Raw genomic sequence first — 23,625 nt, forward strand, 5'->3', positions numbered from 1 at the left:
TCTCGCATGTGCGAAATAGATGGTGCGTCGCAAAATTGTAAAACTCATCCTGTCTATTGGCGGTCTGCGGAATAGTTTTCCGTCTTGAACGATTCGCCTGATCAACCTAGCTTCGGGCCATGTTTCAGACCTTCGATGATCTCAGTGATCCTTCCTGCGGGGCGCCGCATGCAGCGCTGCTCAGGGCCGAACTCAAGCAGCTGTCCCTGGATGGGTTCCTTGTGCCGCGTGCAGACGCTCACCAGGGTGAATATGTTCCGCCCCATGACTGCCGGCTTCAGTGGCTGACAGGCTTTTCCGGTTCCGCCGGGACCGCTGCCGTGCTGATGGACGACGCTGCGATTTTCGTCGATGGCCGCTACACGATCCAGGTTCGCGAACAGGTGAATATGGATGTCTTTCCAGCTCAACACCTGATCAATGAACCGGTCACGGACTGGTTGGCTGCGCGGCTCAAACCGGGCCAGCGTATCGGCTATGACGCGATGCTTCACCCGGTTCGCGAGGTGCGCCGTCTCCAGAGTGTCTGCGACAAGGCGGGAGCTGAACTGGTCGCGCTTGATCAGAATCCGATCGATGCGGTCTGGAAAGACCGCCCGGAAGCGCCGGTTGGCGCTGTGGCACTGCACAGCGAAAAGCTTGCGGGACGTTCGGCCAGCGACAAGATTTCTGAAATTCAGACCGCCATCGCTGCGAAGGATGCTGGTGCCTGCGTGCTGACGCAGCCTGATTCCATTGCCTGGCTGTTCAATATTCGCGGGTCCGACGTGACGCATAATCCGGTCCCGCTTTCCTTCGCCGTCGTTCCGGCGAGTGGCAAGCCGAGCCTTTTCATCGATGGCCGAAAGCTGTCGAATTCGGTTCGAGAAACTCTTCATGCGCTCGTTGATGTCGAGGGGCCGCAGGGCTTCAAGGCGAAACTCGCCGATCTGGGGAAGGATGGCGCGTCCGTCATGATCGACCCGTCGCTTGCAGGGCAGGGGATTGCCGACGCGATCGTCAACGCCGGCGGCAAACTGGTCGAAGCGGCCGATCCGGTGCTGTTGCCGAAAGCGATCAAGAATGATGCGGAAATCGAGGGTGCCCGCGCAGCGCATCTGCGTGACGCGGTCGCCTATGCGAAATTCCTGTGCTGGTTCGATGATATTGCCCCGTCCGGTGAGCTGGACGAGATTGGTGCGGCGGAAAAGCTGGAACAGTTTCGCCGCGAAACCGGGGTTCTGAAGGATATTTCCTTCGACACGATTTCAGGTGCCGGTCCCAATGGCGCCATTTGTCATTATCGTGTGAGCCGCAAGAGCAATCTCATGATTCCGGTCGGGCGGCCCTTCCTGATCGACAGCGGCGCCCAATATGAAGACGGCACCACGGACATCACGCGTACCTTGGCGGTGGGGGAGCAGAGCGCCGAGATGAAACGGCACTTCACCCTGGTGCTGAAGGGGCATATCGCCATCTCATCCGCGCGCTTTCCGCTTGGAACGTCAGGTGCTCAGCTCGATACCCTGGCGCGCATCGACCTCTGGAAGGCCGGTCTCGACTTTGATCACGGCACGGGCCATGGCGTCGGCGCCTACCTGTCGGTTCACGAAGGCCCGCAGCGGATTGCCAAAACCGGCACGGTTCCCTTGAAGCCCGGTATGATCCTGTCGAATGAGCCGGGATATTATCCGGCAGGTGAATATGGCATCCGTCTGGAAAACCTCGAACTCGTGACAGAGCCTTCGGGGATCGAAGGCGGCGAGCGGCCAATGCTCGGGTTCGAGACCCTGACGCTTGCGCCCTTCGACCTTCGACTTGTGGACAGGGACCTCCTGAGCGATGCTGAGCGCGATTGGCTCAATGCCTATCATGATAAGGTTCTTTCCCAGCTTTCGCCTCTGCTGGATGACAAGACATTGACCTGGCTGGAAGAGGCTACGGCCGCTATTTGATTGGGGCCTGTTGCGACAGGTCCATTGTTTCAAGGCAGTTTTTATGCGCGCGATTGATATTTTGAAGACACCTTTCTGGGCGGCGGAATTGGCCAGTGGCGCCAAATCCTTTGCCGACAATCCGATCATCGGCAGCCGCCGGTTGAACGAGAAGGGCCTTCATGTTGCGCGTATGCGCCTTGCGGAGCGCATGAGCGACTGGCGCCGGGAACGGCTCGCCAAACTGGTGAGCGAGGAGGACCGCCGGCAATATGCAGAGCAGGGCTATATTTGCCGTAAGGATGTGCTCGGCCCCGAAGAGCTGGCAGGTTTGCGGCAAGAAGTGGAAGCCAACACTTTTGACGCCTATGACATGCGGCAGGGCAATGCGATCACGCGTTTCGTGCCGCTGCCGCCGGAAGTCCTGAAGGACAAGCCCTGCTTAAAGCGGTTTGTGAACGGCTCCTTGTTTCAGAACACGTTGCGCTACGTGGGGTCTGTCAACGCGGATTCGATTGTCTATCTGCACATCGTCATGACCGAGCCGACAAAGGGCAAGGTGGATCCTCAGACGAGCTTCCATTCAGATACATTTCAGCCGACTGCGAAGTCCTGGTTCTTTCTATATGACGTGGCTTTGGAAGACGGGCCGTTCAACTATATCGCCGGGTCGCATCGGCTGACGCCAGAGCGGGCTGCCTGGGAGCAGGAGCAGAGTGTTCAAGCTGCGGACGCCCGAAACAAGCTTCATGCCCGTGGATCCTTCCGTCTTACAGCCGAAGAGGCGAAGCAGATGGGGTTCTCTGATCCGGTTGCTTTCAATGTTCCGGGCAACTCCCTGGTCGTCGCAGATACGCATGGGTTTCATGCCCGCGGCAAGAGTGAGCGTCCTTCGGTGCGTGTGGGCATCTATGGTTCCCTGCGCCGCAACCCCTTCCTGCCGGTAACGGGTCTCGATCCGTTCTCGCTGCCCGGTATCAAGGGCCGCCAGGCTCAGATCCACATGAAGGAACTGCAGTTGAAGGCAAGATGGCGCGGCATTAAAGGCTCGCACAGATATGCCGGCAAGATTTCGATCACGGAGCCGTCGCCGTTCTGAGCCTGCACTCTCAGACCTCAACGGTGGGCTTCTTCGCTTTCCTTGATCAGCGCCGAGTTGAAGTAGCGCAGGGCGCGGACATGGCGGGCGATGCCGACAATCCTGGTGGCATCACCGCTCTCGACCACCGGCAAGCTGATCTTGCCGCTTTCGTCAAAGGTCTTCAGGGCGTTTTCAAGTGAATTGCCGGCATGCAGGTAGGCACCGTCGGTGCCGGGGTTGAAGGTTCTTTCTTCTTCATTCTCCGGCGGAGCGTCCATGAAGTCGCGGACTTTCACGCTTTCACCCAGATAGGTGTGGCTGCCCTCGTGCAGGCAGACACCGCGCATGCCCAATTGCCAGTGGAAATAGGACTTGCCGTGAATGGCCTGGGTCAGGCCTGCGGAGATGGAGACCACGATCAGAAGGGCGATGGACAGGCCATAGCCGCCCGTCAATTCGAAAACGATCATGGTGGTGGACACCGGAGCGCCAAGAACGGCGGCGGCAACGCCTCCCATGCCCAGGATCGCGTAAAGGCCATGGCTGGAGGCCATCTCCGGGAAGGCAGACGCAGCGATCAGGCCGAAGGCGCCGCCGGTCATGGCGCCCAGATAGAGCGACGGCGAGAAGATCCCGCCGCCGAAGCGTGAGGCCAGTGTGATCGCGGTCGCTGCGGTTTTTGCGACCAGAAGCGCCAGCAGCATGGTGATCGGCAGCTGATGCTTCAACGCCATATCCGTGGCTTCATAGCCAACGCCGAGCACCTGGGGGAAGGCGATCGCGATGGCTCCGACCGCAAGGCCACCGGCGACGGGACGCAACCAGAGAGGCATGGTGATGTTGCGTGCTGTCCAGTCGCTTCCGATCAGAGCAAACTGGAACAGGATCGCAACAGCGGCACAGGTCAGACCAAGCAGCGCAAAGGCGGGGATCTCGAGATACGAGGTGATGTCGTAGGTCGGAATGATGAAGGAGGCCGATTCCCCGAACCACAGACGGGAAAGGACGGCTCCGACGGCCGAGGCCAGCACAATCGGAACAAAGGCGGACACGGCATAGTGGCCGAGCACTACCTCATGAGCGAATAGAACGCCGGCAATCGGCGCGTTGAAGGATGCCGAGACGGCGCTGGCGACACCGCAGGCCAGCAACATGCGCCTGGCCGAATCAGGCAGTGAAAACGCCCGGCAGACAGCTGTGCCCAGAGTGGCGCCCAGGTGGACAACAGGCCCTTCGCGGCCCGCGCTTGCCCCGAACCCGAGTGAAATTACCGTGATCAGCGCCGACGTCAGGCCAGCGCGAAGGGGCAGGCCGCGGCCGCCCAGGGCCCGCGCCTCGATCACATCGGCAACCCCGCCCGCGCGTTGCTTTGGTTGATAGGTCTGAAGCAGCCAGCCCACGATCAGGCCGCCAAGCGCGGGTGTTAGCAGGATGACCCACCACGGCTGGCTGGCGGCGGCATCGATGATCCGCTCGGAGGTTGTGCCGAGCCATGGCCATTGCAACAGGCCGATGGCCGAGCGGAAGGCAATGGCTGCTGCGGCAACGAGTGCGCCGATGCCGAGAGCGAGCAACCAAACGATCGGAAGCCGGCTGGTTTTAAACAGGCGAAGATTGGGCGTGATCCAGCTGGAAAGGATCTCGGGGAGATGACGGACAGTGTCGAATATGACGCGCATCGGTCGATACCGCTGGAAACTGCTCAAATGAACGAGACGGCGGACCGTCCCGGATCGGGCTGTTCTGGCAAGTGGCTGCCTGATTCAGCCGTGTGACTGAACTCAATATGCCAGAAAAAACATGATCTTTGCCGACAATCTTGGAGTTTTTTCCATTTTCCGCGATCGATCTGCCGTGGGGCTTGCGATCAAATGGCGCGACAAGGTCGATTGCCTTTGACCTTTACAAAACTGCCTAACATATTTGGACCTTCAAGAGATTGCCCAACACAGAAGAAGAACAGGATCTGGACCATGTCCCTGAGTGCCCTCCAGGCGCCCGTCGCGCGCGACGAAGAGAAGTCCTCGCTCGTCGTCGATATTTTGACCCAGCGCTTTGGCGAGCGATGCTCTCGCTCTCAAGCGGTGCGGGAGCAACACGGGCATACGACGACCTGGCTGCCGAATCAGGCGCCGGACGCTGTTGTCTTTGTCGAGAGCACTGAAGAAACGGCGGAAGTTGTCCGCATCTGTGCCGAACACAAGGTGCCGGTGATCCCATTCGGCACAGGCTCGTCGCTGGAAGGTCATCTCAACGCGCCCGGTGGGGGGATCTCGCTGGACCTGTCCCGCATGGATGCCATTCTCCAGGTCAATGCGGATGACCTTGATTGCCGGGTCCAGGCAGGCGTGACCCGCAAGCAGCTCAACAGCTATCTGCGCGACACCGGTCTGTTCTTCCCGATTGATCCGGGGGCGGACGCCAGCCTTGGCGGCATGGCGGCAACCCGTGCATCGGGCACCAATGCCGTGCGCTATGGCACCATGAAGGATGCCGTTCTGGGGCTCACCGTCGTCACGCCGACCGGTGAGATCATTCACACGGGTGGCAGGGCGCGCAAGTCAGCGGCCGGCTATGATCTGACCCGGCTTTATGTCGGCTCCGAAGGAACACTTGGCGTGATCACCGAACTGACCGTTCGGCTCTATGGCCAGCCGGAGGCGATTTCGGGCGGGGTTTGCCCGTTTCCGGATATCGATTCTGCCTGCAAGGCGGTGATTGCCACGATCCAGTGCGGAATCCCCGTGGCGCGTATCGAGTTTCTGGACACGCTTCAGGTCAAGGCCTGTAACGCCTATTCGAAGCTCGAGCTGGACGAACAGCCAACCTTGTTCCTCGAATTCCACGGATCGGACGCGGGCGTGCGCGAACAGGCAGAGCTTTTTGGTGCGATCGCCGAGGATCTGGGCGGTGGCGATTTCAAATGGGCGACCCAGGCCGAGGAACGGACGAAGCTCTGGTCGGCCCGCCACGATGCCTATTGGGCGTCCTTCGTCCTCAGACCGGGGGCGAAAGGCGTCGCGACTGATGTGTGTGTCCCGATCTCACGGTTGGCAGAGTGCGTGACCGAAACGTCCAAAGATCTTGAAGACGCAGGGTTGCTTGCGCCCATCGTCGGTCACGTCGGTGACGGCAATTTCCACGTTCTGGTGTTGGTCGACGAGGACAATCCGGAGGAAATCGCCAAGACCGAAGCTTTTGTTGAACGTTTGAATTGGCGTGCGATTGAGCTGGAAGGCACCTGCACCGGAGAACATGGTGTGGGCCAGGGCAAGATGAAATATCTTGAACGCGAGCATGGTGGCGGACTGGATGTCATGCGGTCGATCAAACAGGCACTGGACCCGGACAACATCATGAACCCGGGCAAGATTGTTACCATGTCCTGAATTTTGCCGTGAGACTTTTGGGGCGGACCTGTTGTATCGGTAACGGGTCCGATTTTCCTCGTGTCATGATATCGTTTCGAATCGTGACAATACCCACATGAAGGTTGGTCCGGTGGCAGTATGTCGATCGGACGCATTTGGAGAGTTGATCTGAATTCGGTCTACATCACAGTTGGGGTTGCGGTTATTCTGGTGCTGATCACGGCACTGGTCGGGCCCTTCTTTGTCGACTGGACTGTCTATCGCTCGACCTTCGAGACCTACGCGGAACGTGCTCTTGGCCACAAGGTCACGGTGCTGGGCGAAGCCGACATGAGGCTGCTGCCCTCGCCAACGCTGACCTTTTCCGATGTGCGGGTGGGCGAGGCCGAAGATCCGCTGCTGGTGGTCTCCAGGTTTCAGATGCGGGTCGAGTTGCCGCCCTTGCTCAAGGGTGAAGTCCGGGTGCTCGAGATGGAGCTCGAACGGCCGCATCTCAGCCTGTCTCTGGACGAGGATGGGCGCCTTGATTGGCTGACCGGCATGAGGGGCGGCGGCGCCCTTGCAGAACTCTCCGATGACAACATTGCCTTTGACAGCATCACGGTCGTTGATGGCGCCGTGTCCCTGGTCGATGCCCGTTCTGGCGAGACCCATATGGTCGACCACGGCAACCTTCAGGTTAGCGCCAGAACACTTGCCGGTCCGTTCAAGGTGGACGGCAGCCTCGACTATGGCGGGGAGGCTTATTCGCTTCGCGTGGCCACGGGCAAGCAACAGGAAGATGGTGCGATCCGTCTTAAGGGATCAATCACGCCGACGATGGTTCCGGTCGAGCTGTCAGTCGACGGCACGCTGAACCACGTCGAAGAGTCGCCGGTTTACGACGGCAATTTCGATCTTGTCTCGATTGTTCCCGAGGAGGAGGCTGATCGAGGCTGGCGGGCGACCGGTGAATTCAATGCCGCGGCGAGCGGGGTGGACATTCCTGCCTTTCAGTATCGCTTCGGCCCTGAAGACCGACTGCTTGGCCTCGATGGCCAAGGTAATGTGGTCATAAATGGCGAGCGCAGGTTCGAAGTGCGCGCCAGGGCCAAACAGCTGGATCTCGATCGGCTCTACGGCGGTGGGCCTCAGGCTCCCGTTGGCCTGACGGAGGCGGGCAACGCGTTGATCGGGGCCCTGAGGTCTTTGCCCGTGCCGGATATGGACGGCGTGATTGCGCTTGATGTGCCGGCGGTGGTTGTTGGCGGTGGTCTGGCGCAGGACGTGCGCCTCGATCTTGAGACCATGACCGGCGGTTGGCGTATTGCGCGCTTGTCAGGGCGTGCACCCGGCCGCACCACCATAACGACCCAGGGCGATCTGGTTGTCTCCGATACGCCGACCTATCGCGGCAATCTTGCGATCAGCTCGGATCAGCCTGGCGCTTTTGCAGCCTGGTGGCAGCAGAACGACAGCGGCAGCAGCTCGATCCAGCCAATGACGATCGAGGGGCATCTGAATGTGGTGCCAAGTGGCGCCGCGCTCGACAATTTGCGGCTGACGCTCGCCGGATCTGAAGCGACGGGCGGGTTGTCCTATCGCAAGCCGCGCCAGGGCAACGCCATCTTTTCGCTCAGCCTCGATGCGGACACCCTTGACCTTGATGAGCTTGAGAAACTGGCTGGGCTGTTCGACCGGCCAGAGGCAGGTCTGTCGGATCTCGACGTGACGCTCCGTATGCGCGCCAAACAGGTCAGTGTGCGCGATGTCGCGGGCAAGGGACTATCGCTGGAAGCAGAATATTCCGGCTCAGGACTGCGGGTCGACCGGCTGTATGCCGAAGACCTTGCCGGTGCCGAGATCGATGTTTCCGGCCGGATTGACGATCTTCTTACTGCCCCTGTCGGTGGTCTTTCAGGAACGCTGGATGCGCGCGACCTGACCGGAGTGGTTGCGCTGCTGCGCGGTGTTCTTCCGGGCAACCCGGTTGTCGAACGCTTGGAAGAGGCTTCCGATTATCTTGTACCCGCCAGATTTCAGGCAGACCTGAAAGCCGCCGCTGCCGGTGATGCCAGCGATCTGACGTTTGTTCTGGACGGGATCGCGGGCGGCGTGGATGCCCGGCTAAGCAGCCGTTTCAAGGGCCGTGTGGACAATTGGCGCAGTGCAGATGTTGATCTTGGTCTTGAACTGGCAGGCCCGGACGGCGGCCAGATCCTCCGGCAACTGGGCTTCGAGATCCTGCCGGTAGATGACCTCGGGCTTGGCTACATCGAGCTTTCGGCCAAGGGCCGTCCTGAGGATGGTCTGGAGGTCGGCGTCGAAGCGAAAGCGGGCGCTGCGGCTCTGACAGCGGACGGGGAGTTGCGTCTGGAAGCTGATGAGAAGCCGAATTATCGTCTGGATGTGGCGACAAGCGTGCCTGATCTTGCTCCATTCGCCTTGCTTGGCGGCCGGATCATGCCGATTATGGCAGGGGATATCGAGGTCGATCTTCGCTTCAATCTGTCCGGCACCGGCACTGAAATCACGGTTTCCGATCTTGGTGGGACCGTTGCTGGTGTGCCGATCGACGGCACGCTCCAGGGAGACCTGATGCCGACGACGGGTGAAACCAATCGGCGTCTGAAAGGCTCGCTCTATGTGGGCAGTCTCGATCTCAGATTCCTGTCCGAAGCTGTCCTTGGTCCCGACCAGTGGTTTTCAGCTGGCGACGGGTCCAGCATCTGGCCAACCGCGTCCTTTGGCAGCCCGATGTTCACCGAAACGGATCTGACGCTCGATCTGCGCACGGATGCGCTTGCGGTCGGTGGTGAGCAGGTGATTGAGGGCGCGCGCAGCGAATTGCGCGTGACGCCCACGATGTTGCGCCTGGATGGGCTGTCCGGCAGCTATGGCGGCGGGTCTCTTTCGGGCGCTTTGGCGTTTCGCAGGTCAGGGGCCGAAGGGTCGGTGTCCGGACGTCTCAAACTCGACGAAGCAGTGCTGCAGTCACTTGTCTGGGAGCGAGAGGGCCGCGCGGTTGCGACCGGCAGTCTGGATCTCGTTCTGGACTTCGAAGGCGCAGGCCGATCCATCGCTGCGATGGTTTCTGGCCTGACAGGCGGCGGCACGTTTTCGGTCGCCCAGGGAGAGCTGCGCGGGATCAATCCCCAGGCGTTTGGCCTTGTGATCCGCGCCGCGGATGCAGGCCTTGATCTACGCGACGAGAAAATCCGCGAGGTCTTCGTCAGTCATATGGCTGCCGGCAACCTCGATTTTGACGAGATGGAGGGCGCGATCACGCTCATCGGCGGGCGGGCGACAGCACGCAATGTTGTGGTCGACAGCGCGACGGCGGAGGTCTTCGGGTCTGCGGAAGTTGATTTCAACACCTGGGAACTCGACAGCGATTTTTCCCTGACCGTGGATGCGGGAGAGAACGCAGTGACCGGGGCTGAACCTCAGGTTGGTATGCTTTTCTCTGGGCCGCTGGAAGCGCCGGAGCGCAGCGTCGACATAACGCCTTTCACCGCCTATCTCACGCTTCGGGCCTTCGAGCAGGAGGTCGAGCGGGTCGAAAAACTGCAGGCTGAAATTCTGGAGCGCGACCGGCTTTTGCGCGAGTTGAAGCGCCAGAAGGAGCAGGCTGCGCGGCGTCAGCGAGAAGCCGAGGAAGCGGCAGCTCGTGCTGCTGCAGAAGCGGAAGAAGCGGCCCTGCGCGAGGCAGAGCGCCTGAAACAGGAAGCAGAGGCGGCGGCTGAAGCCTCTCGCGTGGAGACGGCGCCCGTACCTGCTGCGCCCGGGCCAGCTACCAATGACAATTCAGCTGCAGATGCTCCCGCCAACGACAATGCGGCGGCAACGCCCGAGGGTGACCGGAGCTCTGTTGCGCCCTTGAATCCTGCCGACTTTGCCAACCAGATACGCTCTGTCATCAACGCGCCTGGTTCTGATATCGGTGTGTCTCAGGATCCGAGTTCGGAGAGCACCGGCTCCCTGCCACCTCTTGAGGCGCCGCAGTCGGTTGAAGATCTTCTGGCCCGGGAAATCGGACTGCCGCCAAGCGCGCTCGAAGATGGGCCTCTGGAGCTTGCGCCAGAACCGGCACCACCGTCGACAAGCCGGGTTCAGCCGCAGCGACAGCAACCCGCAGCACCGGCGCAGCCACGCTATCGCACATTGCCGAACGGGCTGGTGGTCGAAATCCCGTCGAACTGAGGGCTTTCTGGCGGCTTTCTGACGGCTCTAGTGGTTTTGAACGTAGGCGAGGGCGTAGATGCGAACGGATGACGAGAGCGCATCGTCCGGATCCCGGTTGTCATCAATCTCTGCAATGAGGGACGCGAGGGAAAGTTCTCGATCTCGGGCGGCCTGATCAATCACGGCCCAGAATTCGGGCTCAAGAGCGAGGCTTGTGCGGTGGCCATGAAGAGCGAGTGAGCGCTTGGTCAGGGCCATGCTCAGTCGCCGTCTTCCGGATCTTTGGTGCTGCCCGGACGCGTCTCGCCGCTGCGTTGATGTCCGTCAAGCCGGGCAGAGGTCAAGGTTTCGGTCTTTTGGGAAAGCTGCTTTTCCGCCTTCGAACGACCAAAGGTCGTCCGGTTCTCGGCAGCTTGTTTTTCCCGATCAGATCTGGCTTTTTTCTTGCGCGCCTGCCGCAGATTGACGATGTCGGCGCTCATGACCGGCGTCCCTGATTGGTCTTCAGGTCTTCTTGCGGAAGGCGTCGAGGGAAACAACGTCTCCGCCGCCGTCTGCTGCAGGGGTCTTGTCGCCGCTGTCTTGCTTGTCCGCAGAGGCTGCTTCGGCGCCATCTTGCACGGGCGATACGCCCTCCGAAGTCACATCTTCGGCAAGCTTTTCAGCCTTCGCGAGTTCCTCGACTGCCTCGAGAAGCTCTTCCGGCAGTTCTTCAGCGGTCTTGCCCGGATCGAACTCGAGCGCGAACTGGACGGACGGATCAAAGAAACCCTTGATGGCGCTGTAGGGCACCAGCAGTTTTTCTGCGACACCGCCGAAGGATAGGCCGACCTCAAAGGCATGTTCGCCGATCGCCAGGTCCCAGAACTGGTGCTGCATGACGATGGTCATTTCCTGCGGATAGCGCTCTTTGAGGCGGCTGGAAATGCGCACACCAGGTGCTGTCGTGTCGAAGGCGATGTAGAAATGATGCTCTCCGGGAAGACCCGTGCGGCCGACTTCGGCGAGGATCTTCTTGACCGCGCCACGCAGCGCGTCCTGGATGAGGATATCGTATCGGAGGAGGTCTTCGGCCATCTTCTCTTCGTCAAAACTTGTCGGAATCGCGGATTTGCTGCCAAGCACCTTGACGGCTGGAGCGGCAAAAGGAAAGTACCCAAATGGCCGAGCCGGAAAGATTTCCCGAGTTTGTCCTTGTATGGACAACAGAAATCCGGTGCTGAACTGACGTCTGTGAGCGGTTCCTGTACCTGGGCAAGTGGGGGAATGAAGTGGAGGCTTCTGTTGCCAGGTGCCTCCGAACCCCGCCTTACGGTGCTAACCACAAGGACTTAAATGGACTACCGGTACTGCGTTACGCAGCAACAGCCATGTCCGAAGCAGTGTTGTCATTTGCAACTACTGATATGGTCCGATATCGGTGGTACCATGCCGAGCAAAAGCGCAGTCTTTACACCCTCGTCGATCCTATTTCGCCCCCGCCGAAACGCACCAAGTGACTGACTTGCCGCGGTGCGCTTGGGTGGAGGCGCCGGGTACCGCCCCCGGGTCCGATAGGCTTATTGCACTGTCCATTTATCGCCATAGCCGGAAAACCAGCATCCTTGATATAGTCCTATGTGGCCGTAATTAAAAGGGGTATGGCCCTAAAAGCCGGGTATTGCGGCGTTTGCCCAGGTGCCTGAAGCGTGCTTCAGACGCTTGGAAGAGCAGGGGACAGAGACGCTGAAACCGGGCCATGGGCCTTGCAAATCGTTGTGCTTGACTGCGACATAGACCCAAGATCAAAAGGCTGCAGACGTGCGGCAAGAAAACCTCGGGACGGACGACGTGGACCAATATCTCACCCTCATGCGGACCATTTTGGAGACCGGCGTTGATCGGGGAGATCGCACGGGAACCGGGACACGTTCGATCTTTGGCCACCAGATGCGGTTTGACCTGTCCGAAGGGTTCCCATTGGTCACGACCAAGAAGCTGCATCTGCGGTCGATCATTCACGAGCTGCTCTGGTTTCTCGCCGGCGACACCAACATCGGCTATCTGAAGGACAATGGCGTCAAGATCTGGGACGATTGGGCCGACGAGAATGGCGAACTTGGACCGGTCTACGGCTACCAGTGGCGCTCATGGCCTGCGCCGGACGGCCAGTCGATCGACCAGATCAGCAACCTGCTTCGGATGATCCGGGAAACGCCGGAAAGCCGCCGTCTGATCGTGTCGGCCTGGAACCCGGCTCTGGTGGACGAGATGGCGCTGCCGCCCTGTCATGCGCTGTTTCAGTTCTATGTGGCCGACGGGAAACTTTCCTGTCAGCTCTATCAGCGCTCGGCGGATGTCTTTCTGGGCGTGCCCTTCAACATCGCGTCCTACGCGCTTCTGACCATGATGGTAGCACAAGTGACGGGGCTGAAACCGGGCGACTTCGTGCATACGCTTGGAGATGCGCATCTTTACGCCAATCACTTCGATCAAGCCCGCGAACAGCTGACGCGCACGCCACGGGCCCTGCCGGTCATGACGTTGAACCCGGATGTGAGCGATCTCTTCGCGTTCAAATATGACGACTTCACGCTCTCGGATTACGACCCGCATCCGCATATTGCCGCGCCGATTGCTGTTTGACGCCGGTGTCTGATCCTTCGACGGGACATTCGGTGAGCCTTCCCGACACCATCCACACCGACCGGCGCGGGAACCTGCTCGGCAGCCTGTGGATGGTTGGCGCGATGGCGGCGTTCGCGCTGGAGGATGCCTTTCTGAAGGGCGCTGCCGCCGAGCTGCCAGTCGCCGAAATCCTGCTCCTGATGGGAGGCTGCGGAGCCTTTGTCTTCGCTGTGCTTGCGCGCCTGAGGGGCGAGAGACTGGCCAATCGCGACGTCACATCGCCGCCAATGCTGATCCGCTTCGTGTTCGAGTTCATCGGCCGGCTTTTCTATGTTGTCGCGCTGGCTCTGACGCCCCTGTCTTCGGCCACGGCCATCCTGCAGGCAACGCCGATCGTGGTCATCCTGGGTGCTGCCCTGATATTCGGTGAGACCGTGGGCTGGCGCCGCTGGACAGCCATCATCGTCGGCCTGATCGGTGTGATGATTGTCTTGCGTCCGGGCGCCGAGGCGTTCTCTGCCTTGTCGATCCTGGCAGTTGTCGGAATGCTGGGCTTTGCCGGACGCGACCTTTCCAGCCGGGCTGCGCCTGCGTCCATCAGTACAAATGTGCTGGGATTCTATGGCTTCGTGACCATTGCGGTGGCGGGAGGTGTTTTCCATCTGTGGGAGGGGCGGGCGCTTGTGATGCCGAGCCCTGCGGCCAGTCTGTCGCTGCTGGCGGTCGTGACGGCTGGTGTTCTGGCGTACAGTGCCCTGATGAAAGCGATGCGCACCGGACAGGTTTCTGCCGTCACGCCCTTCCGCTATTTCCGGCTTCTGTTCGGCGTCGGACTGGGTGTTTTCGTCTTTGACGAAAGGCTTGATGCCTGGATGGTGGCGGGCTGCGTCCTGATCGTTGCATCGGGATTGTTTATTCTTTGGCGCGGCACCCGCAAGGCGGCGTAACTTGGACAAGACTGGAGGCCGAATGCCTGACATCATGATGATCGCGGCCGTGGCGCGCAACGGGATCATCGGGGCAGACAATGACATGCCCTGGAAGATCTCTTCGGACCTCAAGCACTTCAAGGCGCTGACGCTTGGCAAGCCGATGATCATGGGCAGGCGGACGTTCCAGTCCCTGCCGGGCTTGCTGCCGGGCCGTCCGCACATCGTAATCACGCGGGATGAGGGCTTTGAAGCGGAGGGCGTCGAGGTCGTGTCATCGCTGGACGCTGCCGTTGAATTGGCCGAGACGAAGGCGCTTGAACTGGGCGTCGATCAGGTCGCCATCATCGGCGGCGGTCAGATCTACAAGCTGGCGATGGATCTGGCCGAGCAGCTCGAAATCACAGAGGTGCAGGCTGAACCCGATGGCGACACGCATTTCCCGCCAATCGATCCCTCAGTTTGGGAAGAGGTGTCACGGGTCCCGGGCGAGAGAACCGAACGGGACAGCGCCGATTTCGATTTCGTCTCTTACCGTCGCAAGACTTCCTAGGAATTGGTCCCTCGGGGCAGGCTCGTGTGCGTCGTTGCTTGAGGCGGTTTGAGATAGAACAAGCGTCGGCTTTTCCCACGATGCTAGGGTCTGCGTCCTGGCATATCCGTGCCAGCTGCTGGCATTTTTTGTTGAACGGGAGTCTCACATGTCCTTCAAAACGATATTGGCCGTTGCCGAGTTCACCGAGGACGTGAAAAGCCGGCTCAAAAGCGCTGTCGACCTGGCAAGGACGCAAGACGCGCATCTTGCCGTGCTGCTCGTTGGCGAAGTGCCGAGCCTTCCCTTCTATGGTTATGGCGGCGCGGGCTACACCAAGGTCTGGATGGAAGAAGGCGAGGAGTGGGCTGCAGCGTTGAAGGCGGTGCAGGAAGACGTTGAGGCGGCATTGGCGAAGGAAGGGATTTCCTTCGACGTTCGGGCCCATCAGGCCATCGTTGCGCGTGAAGACAATCTGGTCGCGCGCCACACGATCTATTCGGATCTGGCAGTGATCCTCCGCTCGGGCGAGGGCGAACTGAACACGGTGGAGCGCCAGGCCATTGATGGCGCCCTGTTCGACAGCGGCCGTCCCCTGCTTTTCCTGCCGAAACCTGACGTTCCGCAAACGGTCGGGCAGAACATTCTTGTGGCCTGGAACTCGAGGGCGGAAGCCGCTGAAGCGTTGTCGGATGCCATGCCGTTTCTGGTCGGCGCGGGCAAGGTAACGCTTTTGCTTGTGGATCCGGTGTCAGGGCCGGATGATCACGGTGAAAGCCCGGGCGCGGACATGGCGCTTGTTCTCGCCCGTCATGATGTCGAGGTCGAAGTCCGGCAGGTCTCTTCCAATGGCAGTACGATCGCCGAGGTTCTGAACCGGGAAGCAAAGACGCTGGGCGCCGATCTGATCGTCATGGGGGCCTATGGTCATTCGCGAATGCGCCAGACGATACTTGGCGGTACAACACGGGAAATGCTTGAAGAGACCGCGTGCCCGCTGTTTCTTGCCCATTGACGAGCATACACTTGAAACACGCTGATCCAGGATCTTGAATGACCATCACAAACGCTGCTGCAAACGCCCCGGCGAACCTCGAAGGGGACTGGCTTCTATTTGATGACCTGAGCGGCCGTGACGTGCATGACCTTCTGAAGTTGCGTCAGGATGTCTTCGTGGTCGAGCAGGACTGCGCCTTTCCGGAAATCGACGGTCAGGATCCAGATGCCCTGCATTATGTTCTGAGGGATCAGGCAACTGGAGCCCTGGCCGGTGCGCTACGGGTGTTTCTGGCGGACGCCGACAGCGCTGGCGGCAATCAGGCAAGCCGGATCGGCCGCGTCGTGATCGCGCCCTCTCACAGGGGGCTGGGTCTTGGGCGAAGCCTGATGCAGGTGGCCCTTGATAAGTGCCGCTCCGCTGTGCCCTCCGCCCCGGTGAACCTGTCGGCTCAGGCGCATCTGGAGGAGTTTTACGCCAGCTTTGGTTTTGCACGCATTTCGGAGAATTACCTCGAGGACGGCATCTGGCATCTGGATATGAGGTGTGCAGCTGGCTCGCAGAGCGAAACAGCTGTGTAAATGCGCCACATCAGCCCTTGAAAGCTTGGTTGGCCCGTCCCACCTGCCATGTGAGAAAATCTGCAGTTTTTCGGGAGGTTGATTGCAGGCTCGGCGTTGAAAGCCTTCGGTAACCTCCCTATAACCTGCGGTGAGTCAGAACAGGCAAACTGTAACCCCGGCGGATTCTGGGCAGCGATCACTCGTCTGCGGAAAAGAGCCGGGACCTTGGAAAAAGGAAGTCTTGATGCCTTGGAGCAATCAGTCAGGCGGCGGCGGTCCCTGGAAGGGCGGCGGCAATAACGGCGGCCCATGGGGCGGCGGTGGCGGCGGAAACAACGGCGGTCCGTGGGGCGGTGGTCCCAACAGGAGTGGTGGCAATCAGCCGCCGGACCTGGAAGAGCTGCTGAAGCGTACGCAGGACCGCATGAAAAACGTCCTGCCGGGCGGTGGCGGCGGCGGCCTTGGTATCCTTGGCGTCATGCTGGTGATTGCCGTGGTTGTCGTTGTCTGGATGTTCACCGGTCTTTACCGGGTGGATCAGGGCGAAGTCGGCGTCGAGCTTGTGCTCGGCAAGGTCACCGATCAGACCGCTCCTGGCCTGAACTACAACTGGCCTTATCCGATCGGCGAAGTTTACAAGCCGCAGGTCGAGCGCCAGCGCGAGCTTACAGTTGGCGTGGAAGAAATCGTCCGCGGCAGCTCGGTTTCGACGCGTGATGTGCCTCAGGAAAGTCTGATGCTGACCGGTGATGAAAACATCGTCGATGTTGGCTTCAAGGTTCAGTGGCGTATCAAGAACACCCGAGAAGGCATCGCAAACTATCTGTTCAACATCCAGAACCCTGAGGGGACGGTGAAAGCCGTTGCCGAGAGCGCCATGCGCGAGGTTGTCGGGGAATCGAACATCGATGCGATTCTGACCGAAAACCGGGTGTCGATCCAGAACAGCGTTGATGAGCTGATGCAGACGACCCTCGACATGTATTTGGCAGGTATTGAGATCACCGAAGTGCAGATGCAGAAGGTGGATCCGCCGCAGCAGGTCATCGACTCGTTCCGCGACGTTCAGGCGGCCCGTGCCGACCAGGAGCGTATTCAGAACGAGGCCCAGTCCTACGCCAACCGGGTTGTCCCGGAAGCTCGTGGTGAAGCTGCCCGGGTCACGGAAGCAGCCAACGCCTACCGTGATCAGACAGTTGCCGAGGCAACCGGTCAGTCGCAGCGCTTCACGCAGGTCTATGAGCAGTACAAGAATGCTCCTGATGTGACTCGCGAACGCCTTTATCTGGAAACTCTGGAAAAGGTTCTCGGGGCGAACAACAAGATCATCATCGACAGCAAGGCTGCGGGTGATGGCGTTGTGCCATACCTGCCGCTGAATGAGCTGACGTCACGTGGTGCCGCACAGTCCGGCCGTACCGGAGGGACCCAGTAATGCGTAGTGGTATTCTTGCCGTATTCCTCGCCATCGTGGCCATCGGCCTCTATGCGTGCGTGTTCATCGTCAATCCGACCCAGCAGGCTCTCGTCCTGACATTCGGTAAGATCGACAAGGTCGTGACCGAACCGGGCCTGAACTTCAAGCTGCCGGCTCCGTTCCAGAATGTGGTCTATCTCGACAAGCGCATTCTTGATTTGAACATGCCGCCTGTGGAAGCAATTGCTTCCGACAAGAAGCGCCTCGTGGTCGATGCATTTGCACGTTACAAGATCTCTGATCCGGTGCTGTTCTTCCAGCGTGTGAACAACATTCGTGAAGCCAATCAGCGTCTGTCGACGTTCCTGCAGTCTTCGCTTCGGTCGGAGCTTGCAAAGGCGTCCTTCACGGCTGTCGTGCGCGACAATCGTTCGGGCCTGATGGAAAACATCCGCCGCGATGTCAGCAACAGCGCATCTGAGCTGGGCATTGAAGTGGTCGACGTCAAAATTCGCCGTGCGGATTTGCCGGAAGCCAACTCTCAGGCGATTTACGCCCGGATGCAGACCGAACGTCAGCGTGAAGCGACTGAGCTGCGTGCGCAGGGTGAAGAACAGGCCCGCCGCATTCGCTCACGTGCTGATCGCAACGCGACGGTTCTGGTTGCTGAAGCCAAGCGTGATGCTGAAATCATGCGCGGTGTCGGTGACGCGGAGCGGAACAAGATCTTCGCTGACGCCTATGGCGTTGATCCGGATTTCTTCGCTTTCTATCGGTCCATGCAGGCCTATGAAGCTGGTCTTCGTCAGGGAGACACCAGCCTGGTTCTGTCGCCGGATTCCAGCTTCTTCCGGTACTTCAACGACCCGATGGGTGCCGATGGAAATGCAGAAGGTAGCTCTGGTGCGCGTTTGCAGGCTCCTGCCGCGCAATGAACGACCTGATCGTGGCCCTTGGCCTGGTGCTGGCGATGGAGGGAACCCTCTATGCGCTGGCACCGGGCGGAATGAAGTCCATGATGCGGTCTGCCCTGCAGACATCTGACCAGACCCTCCGGATTGCCGGCCTCGTAGCGCTGGCACTTGGTGTGGTTCTGGTGTGGGTCGTGCGGGGATAAGCTCTGCGGATAACGCAAATGTGGCGCAGAGGGGCCTTCCAGGGCTCGTCTGCGCCATTAAAATGTATAAGCTCAGGTTTGAGATTAAGGGCGGCGTCCGCTGCCCACACCGATCCGTCAGGGATGGAGGATATAGGCCAATGGCTTTCCAGTTCTTTCGCCGCAATGTGAGATCCATGGCCGTTGCGGCCATGCTCGGCAGTGCCGTTTCCTTGCAACCGGCTGCGGTTGCAAATGCACAAGGTCCGGTTTCCGTCGCCGATCTGGCGGAGAGCCTTGGCGATGCCGTGGTGAACATTTCCACCTCGCAGACCGTGCAGGCGCAGCGCTCCGTGCCGATGCCGCAGGTTCCGGACGGCTCGCCTTTCCAGGAATTCTTCGAAGAGTTCTTCAACAAGCAGAACAAGGGTGAAGACCGCGCCCGGCGCGTTCAGTCGCTCGGCTCCGGCTTTGTGATCGACGGTACGGCCGGCATCATCATCACCAACAACCATGTCATTGAAGGTGCGGACGAGATCACCGCCAACTTCAATGACGGCACGAAGCTCAAGGCCGAGCTGATCGGCACCGACGAAAAGACCGACATTGCGGTTCTCAAGGTCACGCCGGAAACGCCTCTGAAGGATGTCAGCTTCGGCGACAGCGACGCCATTCGCGTTGGCGACTGGGTTATGGCCATCGGCAATCCCTTCGGCCTTGGCGGCACCGTGACCGTCGGGATCGTGTCGGCGCAGAACCGGGACATCAACTCCGGCCCTTACGACAATTTCATCCAGACGGATGCCTCCATCAACCGGGGCAACTCGGGTGGTCCGCTGTTCGACATGGACGGCAATGTGATCGGCATCAACACGGCGATCATTTCTCCTTCGGGCGGGTCCATCGGTATCGGCTTTGCCATTCCGGCGAAGACCGCAACTCGCGTGATCGCGCAGCTGCGCGAGTTCGGCGAGACGCGCCGCGGGTGGCTGGGCGTGCGTATTCAGGAAGTCACCGACGAGATTGCCGAAAGCCTTGGCATGGATGAAGCCTATGGCGCGCTGGTGGCAGGCGTGTCCGACGATGGCCCGGCCGCTGCTGCGGAAATCGAGCCGGGTGACGTGATCCTCGAGTTCGACGGACAGGAAGTCGAAACCATGCGCGAGTTACCGCGTATGGTCGCTGAAACGGCAATCGGCAAGGCCGTTGATGTGCTGGTTCTGCGCAAGGGAGAGGAAGTCACGCTGCAGGTCACCCTTGGACGTCTGGAAGAGGTCGCTGCTGCCGAAACCGACGAGGAAGAGGGCGAAGCTGGCGAGACGGATGCGCCTGAACAGAAAGAAGTGCTGGGGATGATCCTGGCCGAAATCGATGACGCGGCGCGCGAAGAATTCGGCATCGAGGAAGATGTTACCGGGGTTGTCGTCAAGCAGGTCGCGCCGGGCAGTTCCGCTGAAGAAAAGCGTGTTCAGGCTGGCGATGTGATCAAGGAAGTGGCGCAGGAGCCGGTGGCAACGCCGGAGGACGTCATTGAGCAGGTCGAGAAGCTGAAGGAAGACGGACGCCGCTCCGCTCTGCTGCTGCTGTCCAACCAGACAGGCGAACTTCGCTTCGTACCGGTGCGCATCGAAGAGTGATCTTCGCGCACGCTTGAACAAACAGAAAAGGGCGGTCCGATCGGGCCGCCCTTTTTCGTTTAAATGAAGTGCTTGGTTCAGCTCAGCGAGAAATCGGCCTGGGCATAGCCTTGCAAGTAGAGCAGGGCGGTCAGGTCGCCATGGTCGACGCGGGCGTCGGCAGCGGCTGCAACGGCTGGCTTGGCGCGATAGGCAATGCCAAGGCCGGCCTTTTCGATCATCGCCAGGTCGTTGGCCCCATCACCGACCGCTAGCGTCTGGCTGAAGTCCAGGTTCTTCTCGGCCACGAGTTCCTCGAGCCGCTGGCGCTTGGCATCGCGGCCCAGGATCGGCTCCTGCACCCGTCCGCTCAGCAGGCCGTTTTCTTCAAGAAGCAGATTGGCCTGGTTTTCGTCAAAGCCGATCAGCGCGGCGATGGCACGGGTGAAATGAGTGAAGCCGCCGGAAACAAGCGCGCAATAGGCGCCGTTGGCTTTCATGGTCTGGATCAGTGTGCGCCCGCCGGGCATCAGCTGGATCCGTTCGCGCAGGACCTTTTCGATGGCATCGACCGGCAGCCCCTTGAGCAGGGCGACCCGTTCACGCAAGGCCGGCTCGAATTCGATCTCGCCGCGCATGGCCCGTTCCGTGATCTCGGAGATCTTGTCCTTCAGACCAAGTTCGGCAGCCAGTTCGTCGATGCATTCCTGGCGGATCATGGTGGAATCCATGTCCGCGATCAGGAGATGCTTGCGCCTGCCTTCGATGGGTTGCACAAAGACGTCGACGGGAGCCTCGCCGAGGGCCTGGCGCAAGCTGGTCTCGGCTGCGACGGGATCAGGCCCGGCAAAGGTGACCTCGGCGGCAACGCCGGCGCTGAGCGTTGACGGGTTGCCGGCGCCTTCGAGACAGGAGCCGACGCGCGCCATCAGGGCGTCGTCGACAGCCGGGCGCGTCGGATTGGAAACGAATGTGGCGACAAAGGACATGAGCGCGACCTTGAGTGAGAAGGATGTGTCGCCCGCAAACGGGCACCGCGCGGTTCTGATAGCCGGAGCGACCGCCAGCGGCAAGTCGGCTTTGGCCATTGAATTGGCTCGCCGATGGAATGGTGTCGTGATCAACGCCGATTCCATGCAGCTTTATCGCGAGCTGTCGATCATCACGGCCCGCCCGCCGGCCGAAGATCTCGCCCTTGCTCCGCACCGGCTTTACGGGGTTCTTGGCGCCGAAATCGCCTTTTCGACGGGCGAATGGCTGCGCATGATGGCCGTGGAACTGGATGCAGTGCGCGCCGTAGGCAAATTGCCCATTCTCGTTGGCGGCACCGGGCTTTATTTCAAGGCGTTGACCGAGGGCTTTGCGGAAATTCCCGAGATTGATCCGGAGATTCGCAGCAGCTGTCGACAGCTGGCGGACGACGGCGGCGTCGAAGCTGTGGTTGCTGCGCTGACACCACTCGATCCAGTTGGCGCCGAGACACTCCAGGATCTGCAAAGGCTGACAAGGGCGCTGGAGGTTGTGCGTTCGACCGGCAAGAGCGTTTCGGATTGGCAGGCAGAGGCGCAAAGCGCGCCCCTGATCCGGCCGGATGAGGCTCTTCGCATTGTTCTGGCACCGCCCCGCTCCTGGCTTCATGCGCGGATTGAAAAGCGGGCAGGGATGATGTTGTCGGACGCGGGCATCGCAGAAGTTCGAGCGCTGTTGGAGCTTGGCCTGCCGAACAGCGTGCCTGCCATGCGGGCCATTGGCGTCAAGGAGGTGGCGGAGTTTTTGTCTGGCGCGTGTGACCTGGAAGAGGCGGCGCAGCGCCTGACCATCGCGACCCGCCAGTATGCCAAGCGGCAGGAAACCTGGTTCCGCAATCAGATGGCAGACTGGAGGCGACTGGATCCGGCCGCTTCAAATACCGGGGATCTGGCGAGCCAACTACAACATACCTGACAGGACTACCTATGATGCAGTGCCAATCAGGGATTGTGCATCGCACTGTGGATTTCCCGCGCTAAATGTCCGTATAAGCACGGATTTTCCAAGTTCAGGCGTGAAATTAGACCTTGTTGCCTTGGTCCCTTCACAATCTTGAGTTAGGGCTTCCCGTAATTGATCTGGAACGGATCAGCGCTTCAGGGAGGCTCATTTGCAGCATATCGTCATTGATACGGAAGGGGTCAGGCTCACGCCTTTGTCCGCCACCGATCTGTCGTTGCTGGCGGATCTCCATGCGGACCCCGCGGTTCACCGCTATCTTTCCTCTGTCCATGGTGCCTGGTCGCTCGACAAGGTGTCGACCTTTCTTGACGACACTTTGGCAGACCAGGAACGCCACGGTCTCAGTGCGTTCAAGGTAACGGATGAAAACAACACGTTCCTGGGCTGGGCCGGCTTTTCGCCCCTCGAGGAAACCTCGGAAATCGCCATGCGCTGGTGTTTTTCCAAGGACGCTTGCGCCAAGCACGGCGATCTGACGCTGAAGGTGAGCCGGGAGCTGATCGACTGGTTCTTCGAGAACACCTATTTCTCCCATATCGTCGTGCCTGTTCGCACGGACGACCGCAATGCCCGCAGCACGGTTCAGGATCTCGGTTTCGTCTACCGCGAAAGCCGACGGATCGAGGACATGCCCTGCGACGTCTTCCAGCTTCTCAGCCCGTCCCTGCGCTCCTATCTGGTGAGCGCCTGAGGGCCAAGCCAGTTTTCGGGCGTTCCGTCTCACGATTGCGGGCACCGGAAGCTGTGTACGCTGAAAAACCCGTATAGGCTTATGTCGATGAAGGCGAACTTTGTTTCAGGTTCGGAACCCTGGCGACGGACGGCCATGAGCGAGACCGATTCTTCACCGCCGATTACGGGCCGTTGTTATTGCGGAGCCTCGACAATCTCTGCCAATGCGCAGCCCAGTGCGATTGCCTATTGCCATTGCACGGACTGCCGCCGTGTGACGGGGGCACCTGTCTCGGCGTTTGCGGCCTTTGATGCCAGTGCAGTGACGATTTCATCCGATGTCCTGCAAAAGGTCACGGCGAACCCTGGCGTGACAAGGACATTTTGCGGAAGCTGCGGATCTCCCATAGCAGGCAGCTATGATTACCTGCCGGGCCAGACCTACATCTCACTTGGTTTGCTGGATCAGATCGATGCGTTGTCGCCGCAGATGCATGCCCACGATGAGGCGCGGCCGGATTGGCTTTGTATCAAGGACGACCTGCCCAGGTTCTCGAGCAGTTCACGTGACAAGCTCAAGCAAAGCTCCTAGGCGATGCAGAAAAGACTGCTGGTCCCGACCCGCAGTGCACGGCCTTAGAGGTCTTGGAGGGCCGTGGTGGCCGCATAGGCCAC

Annotated in this window: 21 protein-coding genes and 1 other RNA gene; 16 read left to right on the forward strand and 6 right to left on the reverse strand. The window is 60.1% G+C overall.

Going from position 1 to position 23,625, the window contains the following annotated elements; translation table 11 throughout:
* The first annotated feature begins 119 nt into the window (after nt 1-119).
* Entirely contained in the window at nt 120-1,934 is a 1,815-nt protein-coding gene (locus IG617_RS08360) for an aminopeptidase P family protein (RefSeq protein ID WP_192108771.1), read from the forward strand.
* Nucleotides 1,935-1,977: 43 nt separating this feature from the next.
* Nucleotides 1,978-3,012 carry a phytanoyl-CoA dioxygenase family protein gene (locus IG617_RS08365; RefSeq protein ID WP_192108772.1) on the forward strand — a complete coding sequence of 345 codons (1,035 nt, stop codon included), beginning with the start codon at nt 1,978-1,980 and terminating at the stop codon, nt 3,010-3,012.
* Between the two features lie 17 nt (nt 3,013-3,029).
* Here the strand turns inward: IG617_RS08365 and IG617_RS08370 are convergent, their stop codons facing one another.
* Nucleotides 3,030-4,673, reverse strand: coding sequence for a chloride channel protein (locus tag IG617_RS08370; protein ID WP_192108773.1), 1,644 nt, complete (start codon nt 4,671-4,673; stop codon nt 3,030-3,032).
* A gap of 294 nt (nt 4,674-4,967) precedes the next feature.
* Between IG617_RS08370 and IG617_RS08375 the strand changes: the two genes are divergently transcribed.
* Both IG617_RS08375 and IG617_RS08380 read left to right on the forward strand, forming a co-directional pair.
* Nucleotides 4,968-6,383 (forward strand): FAD-binding oxidoreductase, encoded by a 1,416-nt coding sequence (locus tag IG617_RS08375; protein WP_192108774.1) that lies wholly within the window; start codon nt 4,968-4,970, stop codon nt 6,381-6,383.
* Nucleotides 6,384-6,503: 120 nt separating this feature from the next.
* Nucleotides 6,504-10,547 carry an AsmA family protein gene (locus tag IG617_RS08380; RefSeq protein WP_192108775.1) on the forward strand — a complete coding sequence of 1,348 codons (4,044 nt, stop codon included), beginning with the start codon at nt 6,504-6,506 and terminating at the stop codon, nt 10,545-10,547.
* Between the two features lie 27 nt (nt 10,548-10,574).
* Here the strand turns inward: IG617_RS08380 and IG617_RS08385 are convergent, their stop codons facing one another.
* The 4 genes from IG617_RS08385 to ssrA all read right to left on the reverse strand — a co-directional run bounded on the left by IG617_RS08385 (nt 10,575) and on the right by ssrA (nt 12,168).
* A complete protein-coding gene (locus tag IG617_RS08385; RefSeq protein ID WP_192108776.1) occupies nt 10,575-10,787 on the reverse strand; it encodes a ribbon-helix-helix domain-containing protein in 213 nt (70 codons plus the stop codon).
* Between the two features lie 2 nt (nt 10,788-10,789).
* Nucleotides 10,790-11,011 carry a DUF4169 family protein gene (locus IG617_RS08390; RefSeq protein WP_192108777.1) on the reverse strand — a complete coding sequence of 74 codons (222 nt, stop codon included), beginning with the start codon at nt 11,009-11,011 and terminating at the stop codon, nt 10,790-10,792.
* A gap of 22 nt (nt 11,012-11,033) precedes the next feature.
* A complete protein-coding gene (locus IG617_RS08395; RefSeq protein WP_192108778.1) occupies nt 11,034-11,606 on the reverse strand; it encodes an SspB family protein in 573 nt (190 codons plus the stop codon).
* Nucleotides 11,607-11,799: 193 nt separating this feature from the next.
* Nucleotides 11,800-12,168: a transfer-messenger RNA gene (ssrA, locus tag IG617_RS08400) on the reverse strand.
* A gap of 191 nt (nt 12,169-12,359) precedes the next feature.
* On the opposite strand from ssrA, the gene IG617_RS08405 reads away from it, so the two are divergent.
* The 9 genes from IG617_RS08405 (at nt 12,360) to IG617_RS08445 (ending at nt 20,307) form a co-directional block, all read left to right on the forward strand.
* Nucleotides 12,360-13,154, forward strand: a complete 795-nt coding sequence (locus IG617_RS08405) for a thymidylate synthase (protein ID WP_192109135.1) — start codon at nt 12,360-12,362, stop codon at nt 13,152-13,154.
* A gap of 32 nt (nt 13,155-13,186) precedes the next feature.
* Nucleotides 13,187-14,083: a DMT family transporter gene (locus IG617_RS08410; RefSeq protein WP_338109957.1), complete on the forward strand. Its 897-nt coding sequence runs from the start codon at nt 13,187-13,189 to the stop codon at nt 14,081-14,083.
* 22 nt (nt 14,084-14,105) lie between these two features.
* A complete protein-coding gene (locus IG617_RS08415; protein ID WP_192108779.1) occupies nt 14,106-14,618 on the forward strand; it encodes a dihydrofolate reductase in 513 nt (170 codons plus the stop codon).
* A gap of 148 nt (nt 14,619-14,766) precedes the next feature.
* A complete protein-coding gene (locus IG617_RS08420) occupies nt 14,767-15,612 on the forward strand; it encodes a universal stress protein (RefSeq protein WP_192108780.1) in 846 nt (281 codons plus the stop codon).
* A 38-nt stretch (nt 15,613-15,650) separates the two neighbouring features.
* Nucleotides 15,651-16,175: a GNAT family N-acetyltransferase gene (locus tag IG617_RS08425; RefSeq protein WP_192108781.1), complete on the forward strand. Its 525-nt coding sequence runs from the start codon at nt 15,651-15,653 to the stop codon at nt 16,173-16,175.
* Nucleotides 16,176-16,401: 226 nt separating this feature from the next.
* Nucleotides 16,402-17,592: an FtsH protease activity modulator HflK gene (hflK, locus tag IG617_RS08430; RefSeq protein ID WP_192108782.1), complete on the forward strand. Its 1,191-nt coding sequence runs from the start codon at nt 16,402-16,404 to the stop codon at nt 17,590-17,592.
* Nucleotides 17,592-18,509, forward strand: coding sequence for a protease modulator HflC (gene hflC / locus IG617_RS08435; protein ID WP_192108783.1), 918 nt, complete (start codon nt 17,592-17,594; stop codon nt 18,507-18,509). The genes hflK and hflC overlap by 1 nt, the downstream gene beginning before the upstream one ends.
* The gene (locus IG617_RS08440; protein ID WP_192108784.1) at nt 18,506-18,691 is read left to right on the forward strand and encodes a DUF2065 domain-containing protein; all 186 of its coding nucleotides are present in this window, start codon (nt 18,506-18,508) and stop codon (nt 18,689-18,691) included. Before hflC ends, IG617_RS08440 begins: the two co-directional genes overlap by 4 nt.
* 140 nt (nt 18,692-18,831) lie before the next feature.
* On the forward strand, nt 18,832-20,307 hold the full coding sequence (locus tag IG617_RS08445) for a Do family serine endopeptidase (protein WP_192108785.1): 1,476 nt from the start codon (nt 18,832-18,834) through the stop codon (nt 20,305-20,307).
* Nucleotides 20,308-20,384: 77 nt separating this feature from the next.
* Here IG617_RS08445 and serB read toward each other — a convergent pair whose 3' ends face one another.
* The gene (serB, locus tag IG617_RS08450) at nt 20,385-21,275 is read right to left on the reverse strand and encodes a phosphoserine phosphatase SerB (RefSeq protein ID WP_192108786.1); all 891 of its coding nucleotides are present in this window, start codon (nt 21,273-21,275) and stop codon (nt 20,385-20,387) included.
* Between serB and miaA the strand changes: the two genes are divergently transcribed.
* The 3 genes from miaA (at nt 21,259) to IG617_RS08465 (ending at nt 23,542) form a co-directional block, all read left to right on the forward strand.
* The gene (gene miaA, locus IG617_RS08455) at nt 21,259-22,230 is read left to right on the forward strand and encodes a tRNA (adenosine(37)-N6)-dimethylallyltransferase MiaA (RefSeq protein ID WP_338109958.1); all 972 of its coding nucleotides are present in this window, start codon (nt 21,259-21,261) and stop codon (nt 22,228-22,230) included. The genes serB and miaA overlap by 17 nt on opposite strands.
* Before the next feature lie 196 nt (nt 22,231-22,426).
* The gene (locus IG617_RS08460; protein WP_192108787.1) at nt 22,427-22,969 is read left to right on the forward strand and encodes a GNAT family N-acetyltransferase; all 543 of its coding nucleotides are present in this window, start codon (nt 22,427-22,429) and stop codon (nt 22,967-22,969) included.
* 135 nt (nt 22,970-23,104) lie between these two features.
* On the forward strand, nt 23,105-23,542 hold the full coding sequence (locus IG617_RS08465; RefSeq protein ID WP_192108788.1) for a GFA family protein: 438 nt from the start codon (nt 23,105-23,107) through the stop codon (nt 23,540-23,542).
* Nucleotides 23,543-23,625: the final 83 nt, after the last annotated feature.

Origin of the sequence: Roseibium polysiphoniae (assembly GCF_014842925.1) — a bacterium.
In the GTDB taxonomy this organism is placed as follows: domain Bacteria; phylum Pseudomonadota; class Alphaproteobacteria; order Rhizobiales; family Stappiaceae; genus Roseibium; species Roseibium polysiphoniae.